General features: G+C 67.5%; 7 protein-coding genes. 3 read left to right on the top strand and 4 right to left on the bottom strand.

Features of this window, described 5'->3' with window-relative positions; all coding sequences use genetic code 11:
- Nucleotides 1–303: 303 nt before the first annotated feature.
- The gene (gene leuA / locus ACFXK0_RS28410) at nucleotides 304–2,136 is read right to left on the bottom strand and encodes a 2-isopropylmalate synthase (protein ID WP_379414139.1); all 1,833 of its coding nucleotides are present in this window, start codon (nucleotides 2,134–2,136) and stop codon (nucleotides 304–306) included.
- Between the two features lie 272 nt (nucleotides 2,137–2,408).
- On the opposite strand from leuA, the gene ACFXK0_RS28405 reads away from it, so the two are divergent.
- From ACFXK0_RS28405 to ACFXK0_RS28395, 3 genes are all read left to right on the top strand, one after another.
- Complete coding sequence (locus tag ACFXK0_RS28405) at nucleotides 2,409–3,173, top strand: sulfite exporter TauE/SafE family protein (RefSeq protein WP_379414138.1); 765 nt, start codon at nucleotides 2,409–2,411, stop codon at nucleotides 3,171–3,173.
- A 118-nt stretch (nucleotides 3,174–3,291) separates the two neighbouring features.
- Entirely contained in the window at nucleotides 3,292–4,902 is a 1,611-nt protein-coding gene (locus tag ACFXK0_RS28400; RefSeq protein ID WP_379414137.1) for a GMC oxidoreductase, read from the top strand.
- Nucleotides 4,903–4,987: 85 nt separating this feature from the next.
- Entirely contained in the window at nucleotides 4,988–5,821 is an 834-nt protein-coding gene (locus ACFXK0_RS28395) for an ion transporter (RefSeq protein ID WP_379414136.1), read from the top strand.
- Here ACFXK0_RS28395 and ACFXK0_RS28390 read toward each other — a convergent pair.
- From ACFXK0_RS28390 to ACFXK0_RS28380, 3 genes are all read right to left on the bottom strand, one after another.
- Nucleotides 5,808–7,028 (bottom strand): low temperature requirement protein A, encoded by a 1,221-nt coding sequence (locus tag ACFXK0_RS28390; RefSeq protein WP_379414135.1) that lies wholly within the window; start codon nucleotides 7,026–7,028, stop codon nucleotides 5,808–5,810. The genes ACFXK0_RS28395 and ACFXK0_RS28390 overlap by 14 nt on opposite strands.
- Nucleotides 7,029–7,083: 55 nt before the next feature.
- Nucleotides 7,084–7,545 (bottom strand): SRPBCC family protein, encoded by a 462-nt coding sequence (locus tag ACFXK0_RS28385; protein WP_379414134.1) that lies wholly within the window; start codon nucleotides 7,543–7,545, stop codon nucleotides 7,084–7,086.
- A 99-nt stretch (nucleotides 7,546–7,644) separates the two neighbouring features.
- A complete protein-coding gene (locus ACFXK0_RS28380) occupies nucleotides 7,645–8,217 on the bottom strand; it encodes a TetR/AcrR family transcriptional regulator (RefSeq protein WP_379414133.1) in 573 nt (190 codons plus the stop codon).
- Nucleotides 8,218–8,230: the final 13 nt, after the last annotated feature.

The raw sequence follows: 8,230 nt of genomic DNA, 5'->3' as shown, positions 1-8,230 counted from the left end.
CCCCTGTGGGCCGCCGGTTAGGCGCCGTTTCTTGCTCCTTCGTCGCGTACGAAACGGCGCCTAACCGGCGACCCGGCCGCGACGCCGCTGCGCGGCGATCCCTCCTCGAGGTCGGGATGTGCGGGGCTGGGAGTGCGGGAGGTGGCGGACCTAAGCGGTGAGATGTGGCGGGGATTGCGGGAGGCTGGGGGCTGTGCGATGTGCAACCAACGCTACCCACTGATCTCGTACGAACATGGGTAACTCCCCCAGCACCTCCGACTCACGAGTCGCTGAGCGTGAGTCCGACTGCCAACGGTCGAGCTACCGGACGGCCCGCTGAATACTCGGGGAGGCGGTACCGGCGGCGGCTCGGTTGACGGCGGAGACGACGGCGCGGAGGGAGGCGGTGGTGATGGAGGTGGCTATGCCTACGCCCCAGACGACCTTGTCGCCGATGGCTACCTCGACGTAGGCGGCGGCTTGGGCGTCGTCGCCGGCGGACATGGCGTGCTCGCTGTAGTCCAGGACGCGCACGTCGAAGCCGACGTTGGCGATGGCGTCGACGAACGCGGCCAGCGGGCCGTTGCCGGAGCCGGTGATCTCCTGCTCGACGCCGTCGACCATGACGGTCGCCACGATCGAGTCGACGCCGCCGTCGGTCTCGGCGGCGGTGACGATCTGCTTGATCCGCTCCAGCGGCAGGATCGGGTTCAGGTACTCGGTGGCGAAGACGTCCCACATCTCCTTGGGCGTCACCTCGCCGCCCTCACCGTCGGTGATCGCCTGGATCGCCTGTGAGAACTCGATCTGCAGGCGGCGCGGCAGCACCAGGCCGTGATCGGTCTTCATGATGTAGGCGACGCCGCCCTTGCCGGACTGCGAGTTCACCCGGATGACGGCCTCGTAGGTGCGGCCGACGTCCTTCGGGTCGATCGGCAGGTACGGGACCTCCCAGACGATGTCGGCCACGTCGGCGTTCTGCGCGTCGGCGGTGGCTTTCATCGCGTCCAGGCCCTTGTTGATGGCGTCCTGGTGGCTGCCGGAGAACGCGGTGTAGACCAGGTCGCCGCCGTAGGGGTGGCGTTCGGCGACGGCCAGCTGGTTGCAGTACTCCACCGTGCGACGGATCTCGTCGATGTCGGAGAAGTTGATCTGCGGGTCGATGCCGCGGGAGAACATGTTCATGCCCAGGGTCACCAGGCAGACATTGCCGGTGCGCTCGCCGTTGCCGAACAGGCAGCCCTCGATGCGGTCGGCGCCGGCCTGGTAACCCAGTTCGGCGGCGGCCACGGCGGTGCCGCGGTCGTTGTGCGGGTGCAGCGACAGCACGATCGCATCGCGGCGGGCCAGGTTGCGGTGCATCCACTCGATCGAGTCGGCGTAGACGTTCGGGGTCGCCATCTCGACGGTCGCGGGCAGGTTGATGATCAGCGGCTTCTCGGGCGTCGGCGCGATGATCGCCGAGACCGCGTCGCAGACCTCACGGGCGTAGTCCAGCTCGGTACCGGTGTAGGACTCGGGGCTGTACTCGTAGCGCCACTCGGTGTCGGGGTAGTTCTTCTCGATCTCCAGGCACAGCGCGGCCGCGTCGGTGGCGATCTTCTTCACCGCGTCGCGCTCGGCGCGGAACACCACGCGACGCTGCAGGATCGAGGTGGAGTTGTAGAAGTGCACGATCACGTTCGGGGCGCCGTTGCAGGCCTCGAAGGTGCGCTCGATCAGCTCGGGGCGGCACTGGGTGAGCACCTGGATGGTGACGTCGGCGGGGATGGCGCCGTCCTCGATGATCTCGCGGACGAAGTCGAAATCGGTCTGGCTCGCGGCCGGGAAGCCGACCTCGATCTCCTTGTAACCCATCCGCACCAGCAGGTCGAACATGCGGCGCTTGCGGGCGGGGCTCATCGGGTCGATCAGCGCCTGGTTGCCGTCGCGCAAGTCGACGGCACACCACGCGGGGGCACGGTCGATGATCTTGTCGGGCCAGGTGCGGTCGGGCACCGAGATGGGCTCGACCTCTTCGGCGAAGGGCCGGTACCGGAAGGCCGGCATCGAGGAGTTCTTCTGGTTGTTCCAGGCGGGCTGGTCGGCCGGAGCGGGTTTGCCGGGGGCCGTGATGGTGCGCGAAGCGGATACGAATGCGTCAGCCGAGGACATGCAAGTTTCTCCGTGGATGTGAGTGGATTCCCAGGTGGGAGCGGGTCGACCGGCGCGTTGGAACCCCGCGACGGGAGCCGGTCCGAATCAGGACCCGTCGCGGCGGCCGAGAAGAAGTACCCGCTGCATGATCCTTCGAGGATACCGCGTGCACTGCCGGGCTGGTAAGCGGCCTGGAGAAACCGGCCGGTAGTGAGCGAGCGGTACGGTTTCAGGCGAAACGCACGCTTGTACGGACCATGCGTCCGACGAGACGGCACAAAGGAACTCGCATGACTTGGTTGGAACAACTGCTGGTGCTGGTCGCCGGCGTCGCGGCCGGTGGCATCAATACGATCGTCGGCTCGGGCACCCTGATCACCTTCCCCACTCTGCTCGCCTTCGGTCTGCCCCCGGTGACGGCGAATGTGTCGAACACGATCGGCCTGGTTCCCGGCTCGGTGAGCGGGGTCATCGGCTACCGGCGTGAACTGGACGGGCAGCGCTCGCGTCTGCTGCAACTGGGCACCGCCTCGCTGCTGGGCGGCATCACCGGCGCGGTGCTGCTGCTGGTGCTGCCCGCCGAAGCGTTCAAGGCGATCGTGCCGGTGCTGATCATCGCGGCGCTGATCCTGGTGGTGGTGCAGCCCCGGCTGGCGGCCTGGGTCAAGAAGCAGCGCGGCGAAGGCGCGCCCGCACCCGCGCACGGCGGGCCGATCCTGCTGGTCGCGGTGTATTTCACCGGCATCTACGGCGGCTACTTCGGCGCCGCCCAGGGTGTGCTGCTGCTCGGGCTGCTCGGGGTGTTCGTGCACGAGGACATCCAGCGGCTCAACGCGGTGAAGAACGTGCTCGCGCTGATCGTCAACGCGGTCTCGGCGGTCATCTTCATCGTGATCGCCGAAGTGAACTGGCAGGCGGTCGCGCTGATCGCGATCGGCTCGATCATCGGCGGTCAGCTGGGCGCGCGCGTCGGGCGCAAACTGCCGCCGAACGTGCTGCGCGCGGTGATCGTGGTGGTGGGCACGATCGCGGTGATCCGCCTGCTGACCAGCTGAACGGACAAGCCCGCACCCCCGCTTGGTGATGTTGTACAAATGTCCGTGCTAGCGGGGGAAGTTCGGTTGTTACGCGGTATTCTGCGCTCGGCCATTGCGTGATGAGGGAGGTGGCCTGGTGCACAGACGTGCCTTCTTCAAGGCGGCGGGGTTGGCGACGATCGCCGGTGCCGTGGGAACGACGCTGACGTTGCCGAGCGCATCGGCCGATCCACGTGAGGCGATGTTCCAGTCGTGGGTGCCGGAGATCTTCGCCCCGCTCCCGGACGCGCCCGCGCATTCGCCCGCCATCGTGATCGGTTCGGGCTTCGGTGCGTCGGTCACCGCGCTGCGGCTGGCCGAGGCCGGGATCGTCACCACCGTGCTCGAACGCGGTTCGCGCTGGCCCAACGATCCGTGGCGGGAGATCTTCACCGGCGACGACCTGCCCGACGGTCGTGGCTTCTGGCATCGCACCAGCTTCACCGGCGTCACCAAGGTGCCGATGAGCTTCGGTTCGTTCGGCGGCGTCCTCGACGTCACCGAGTTCGCCGGCATCGACGTCTGGCGCGCGGCGGCGGTCGGCGGCGGCTCGGTGGTGTTCACCGGCGCGATGGTGGCGCCCGAGCGCAGGCTCTTCGATCAGGTCTTCGGCGGCATCGTCGACTACGGCGAGCTCGAGAGCGTCTACTACCCGCGGGTGCGTCAGATGCTGCGGCTGGACACCATGCCCGCCGACATCTACAACTCCGCGCCGTTCACGCATTCGCGCGCCTGGGACGACCAGGTCCGCGCGGCCGGCTATCAGCCGATCCCCAACGACTCCGTCTTCACCTGGGACGTGCTGCGCGCCGAACTGGCGGGCAACTCGCGCCCCTCGGCGACCGTCGGCCGCTCCAACCTGGGCAACTCCAACGGCGCCAAGTTCGACCTCAACCAGAACTATCTGCGCTACGCCGCCGACACCGGCAAGTCCCAGGTGTACCCGGGCCATCGCGTCGACAGCATCGCCCAGGACGGCTCCGGCAAGTTCGTGGTCACCGTGACGAAACTGGCCCCGACCGGACAGCACCTCGGCACCCGCACCCTGACCTGCGACAAGCTGTTCCTCGGCGCCGGCTCGGTGGGCACCTCCGAGCTGCTGGTCCGCGCCCAGGCCACCGGCGCACTGCCCAACCTCAACGAGCACATCGGCGACGGCTTCGGCACCAACGGCGACGTGGTGCTGGCCCGCGGCGCGAGCGCGGTCGCCGGTCAAGGCCAAGGTGTGCCCAGCGCCAGCCGGATCTATGACGAGTCCGGGGTCCCACTGACCCTGGAGAACTGGTACATCCCCGGCATCCCGTTCGAGACCGGCGCGCTGGCTTCGCTCGGCATGGTGCTGGACTCGACCCGTTCCCGGTTCGGTTATCACGCGGCCTCCGGCGGTGTCGGCCTGAACTGGTCGGGTGCCGCCCAGAACGCCGTGGTCGACGCGGCCCGCGCGGTCGACCACCGGATCGCCGACAAGGCCGGCGCGCTCGCCGAGTACGGCGCGCTCGGCTACGACGCGAACGCCCAGTTCACCGCGCATCCGCTGGGTGGCGCGGTGCTCGGCAAGGCCACCGACGGCTACGGTCGCGTGCACGGTCATCCCGGCCTGTACGTGATGGACGGCGCGGCGATTCCCGGCAGCACCGGGACGGTCAACCCGTCACTGACCATCACCGCGCTGGCCGAACGAAATATCGCGGCGATTCTGCGCGGCTGACCCGGCGAACCAATTAGCGTGGCAACGGCAGAGCCGCGAGGCCACGACACCGCGGCCGCGGCCGCACGAGCCAGCAGGAGCACGGGTGGTCTCACCGGGAATCGAGCGGGTCGAGGCCCTGCCGGATGTGCGATCCAAGACCCCGTCGCTGCGCACCGACATCGTGATGCTGGTCCTGGCGATCATCTCGGTGGTGCTGGTCGTGTGGATCACCTTCTTCCCGGTCGCCGGCTCGACCTATCACGCGATCGTCGTCGTCGACTGGACCATCTGCGGGATCTTCCTGCTCGAATTCCTGTGGCGCTGGCGCCGGGCGGGCTGGCCGTGGAGCTTCCCGTTCGTCTACTGGTACGAGGTCCTGGGCATGATCCCGGTGACCAGCCCGATCTTCCGCGGGTTCCGGCTGTTGCGGATCGTGGTGATCCTGATCCGGCTGGGCCGTGTCGCCGATCGGGCACTGGGGGAGCGGGTTACCGCGACGCTGGTCAACCGGTTCGTCGGCACCATCGTCGATGTGATCAAGCGCCCGATGACGATCGCGATCCTCGACGAGGTCTCCAAGGTGCTGCGCACCGGCCACTACACCAAGAACATCGCCGCGGCGCTGGAGGAGAACCACGCCGAGGTCGACCAGATGATCGTCGACCTGATCAAGAACGACCCGCAGACCGGCAAACTCCGCTACGTCCCCTTCCACGACGACATCATCCGGCTCGTCGCCGACACGGTGTACCGCATGCTGCGTCAGCTGCTCGACGACCCGCGCACCGACGAACTCGTCGCCGACATGCTTCGCGAAAACCTCGACCAGATCAACGACGCGGTGCGCGCCGGGGTCAAGGTGCCGCCCTCGCACCGCGGCGCGACCCCCACCGAGCACGGCGTACGCCACCACCTCGGCCAGATCAAGCGTGTCTGATCTCGTCGCGTGGGCGTGCGTAGCGCACGGTCTCCCAGATCACCAGCCCGGCCAGCAGCGCGCACAGGATGACCAGCGAGGCCAGCGCGGGCAGGTTCGCCGCGACCGGGATCAGCGCGCACAGTAGGACCGCGACCACGATGCGCCCGATCGAAACGGTCTTGGCCGCAGCGTATTTCGCGACGACGACACCGAGCAGGAACAGCGCGGGCCCGCCGAGCAGCGCGGGCCCGCCGAGCAGCGCGGCCAGCGGAATGCCGTAGAGCGCGTCGGTCAGCGTGTGGTGCGAGGAATCGCCGACGTAGTACAGCACCTTCTTCAGCCCGAGCGAGAGCGCGATGACGCCGACGATCATCGGGAAATGCCCGTAGGTATAGCTGTTCTGCGCGATCTTGATCTGCTGGGCGCCCTTGGCGTGGGCGAAGGCGTGTTCGATGGACAGCGCGGCCACATCGAAATACAGCCACCACAGCAGCCCCGACACCGCCAGCCCGAGCATCGAGCCCAGTGCGATCGGCCAGGAGATCGGCAGCCCAGCCACCCCGATGCCGATCGAGACGATCGATTCGCCGAGCGCGACGATGACGATCAGCCCGTACCGCTCGGCGAAGTGCTTGGCCGAGTTGATCCGCCAGTCGGTGCCGGCGACCCAGGTCCAGAGCATGTCACCGGCGATGGCGGCGATCCACAGCACGATCTGGACGAGACCATCGGTCATCGCCGCGATGACCAGCAGCGCGGTGCCGACGGTGATCGAGCCGAACGCCCAGCGCAGCAGCTGTCCGCGCAGCTGGGAATCCTCGGCGCTGATCATCCAGAAGATCGCCACGTGCACCAGCCGCACGATCAGGTAGGCGATGGCGAACACCAGCGGCCCGAACCAGCCGCCCGGCAGATCGTGGAACGCCTCGGGAATGGTGAGCGCGGCCAGGAACGCGCCGCCCATGGCGACGAACATGCCGATCCTGGCCAGGCCCTCGTCGGCGCGCACGACATTGCCCAGCCAGGAGTAGGCGATCCACAGCCACCACATCAGCGCCAGCACCAGCACCGCGCGCAGCGCGTTCGCGGCGGTGGTCTCGTGCGCGGCCAGGTCGGTGACCATGGTGAAGGCGAACACGATCACCAGGTCGAAGAACAGTTCGAGCTGGGTCACCGAGGCGCCCTCGGTGACCGGCCGGAACCGGGTCCGTCGTGTACCGATCATGACGCTCGTCGTCGCACCGATGACCGGTGACCGCGCGGAATGCGCGGGTGGTGGCTCAGCCGACGGCGAAGCCCTGGTTCTCGGGGAAGCGTTCGGCGAAGTCGATGAAGTTGTTGACGGCTTCGTCGTGCACCTTGCGCAGGGTCCGGTTGAACAGGATGCCCGGAATCGGCAGCGGTAGCTGCAACTCGACGTGATAGTCGACTTCGGTGCCGCCGTCGGGGCTGTCGAGCAGGTCGAACCAGCCGTGGCCCTTGGAGCCGCGGCTGCTGTCGGCCACATCCCAGGTGACCCGGTGTGGTTCCCAGCTGTACTCGAGGACCTGGGAGTCGGAGTTGCCCATGAAGTGGGCGGTGACGAAGACGCGCCGCGGCCTGCCGTCGGCGTCGCGGGGCCCGACGCGGACATCGCTGTAGGAGGTCGACCATTCCGCCATCTGATCCACGGCTAGGAGCGCGTCCATGACCTGGTCGATGTCAGCGTCAACGGTGAAGCGGATGTCGATCTTCGAGCGCATCTTGTGTCTGTCCTCCGAACCCCCGCTGCTTTCGCGCCCGATTGTGCACAGGTGTACCAGTGATCGTCAACACGTCTATGGTCTGGACAAATGACCGGGTCAGCTGGGTATCGCCCGCTCCACGGCGGTTTTTATCAGTGCCAGGCTCTGTCGCTCGTCGAAGATCCCGGGCAATGTGAGATGTTCGACAATGAGCCAGTTCAGCGCCAGATAGAGCAGCAGCACCGAGTCGGCATCCCCCGGCATCTCCGATGCCAGATGGTTGCGCACGTTGAAATCGAGATCGGCGCGCACCCGCTCGGTGAGGACCGCGCGCAGTTCCGGTCGCCGGGTCGCCTCCAGGCGCAGCTCGAGCAGCGCCAGGTAGGCGGTGCGATGCGATTCCAGCCGCCCGACCACCTCTTTCATCAGTGTGGTGATGTGTTCCTTGGTCTTGGGTCCGTTGCTGACCAGCGCCATCGTCTCCTCGGTCGGCTGGATGACCTCGTAGAAGCGGATGCCGGCCTGGGTCAGCAACTCGTCGCGATTGGCGAAATAGTTCGAGGCTGTGCCTGCCGGTACGCCTGCCTGTTTGTCCACCGCGCGGAAGGTCAGTCCGCGCGCGCCCTCGGCGGCCAGCACCTCGATGGCCGCGTCCAACAGGGCTTGACGTCGTTCGGGATTGGTCCGCACTTGACACCACTCC

The organism is Nocardia sp. NPDC059177 (assembly GCF_042755165.1).
Classification (GTDB): Bacteria; Actinomycetota; Actinomycetes; order Mycobacteriales; family Mycobacteriaceae; genus Nocardia.
This window is presented reverse-complemented; position numbering and strand designations above follow the sequence as displayed.

What these genes read in the sequence shown, in the direction of transcription:
- leuA (WP_379414139.1), bottom strand. Translation starts at nt 2,136, where the DNA reads ATGTCCTCGGCTGACGCATTCGTATCCGCTTCGCGCACCATCACGGCC.
- ACFXK0_RS28405 (WP_379414138.1), top strand. Translation starts at nt 2,409, where the DNA reads ATGACTTGGTTGGAACAACTGCTGGTGCTGGTCGCCGGCGTCGCGGCC.
- ACFXK0_RS28390 (WP_379414135.1), bottom strand. Translation starts at nt 7,028, where the DNA reads ATGATCGGTACACGACGGACCCGGTTCCGGCCGGTCACCGAGGGCGCC.
- ACFXK0_RS28385 (WP_379414134.1), bottom strand. Translation starts at nt 7,545, where the DNA reads ATGCGCTCGAAGATCGACATCCGCTTCACCGTTGACGCTGACATCGAC.